General features: G+C 34.7%; 1 protein-coding gene. It reads left to right on the plus strand.

All coding sequences use genetic code 11. The features are described from left to right. Window positions 1-23 precede the first annotated feature (23 nt). The coding region (locus tag SB749_RS19065) for a hypothetical protein (protein WP_410711683.1) at window positions 24-314 on the plus strand (291 nt) is incomplete at its 3' end.

Consider the following 314-nt stretch of genomic DNA (forward strand, 5'->3'; position numbering starts at 1 on the left):
GTACGTTCTATAATGATGAAATTTTGTTTGACTACAATAACCCTTTATTGTCTGATACTCAAAAGCAACAGCTACAAGGTTTGTTTAACCAAGATGGAAGTGACCAGTTTGTTGCATACATTGGTAAACGTAACATTGAAGGTGGTCCACGTTCTGATAATCTAGAACATTCTTCATACAGAATTTTAACGGGTATGGAAGGTGAACTAAACGATAATTGGTCATATGATGTTAGTTATAATTATTCTGCAACGACGTCTAGCTCAGTATATAAAAATGATTTACTTGCACCAAAAATAGCTCCTCGTGTTGGT

The organism is Brevibacterium sp. SIMBA_078 (assembly GCF_046534565.1).
Taxonomy (GTDB): domain Bacteria; phylum Actinomycetota; class Actinomycetes; order Actinomycetales; family Brevibacteriaceae; genus Brevibacterium.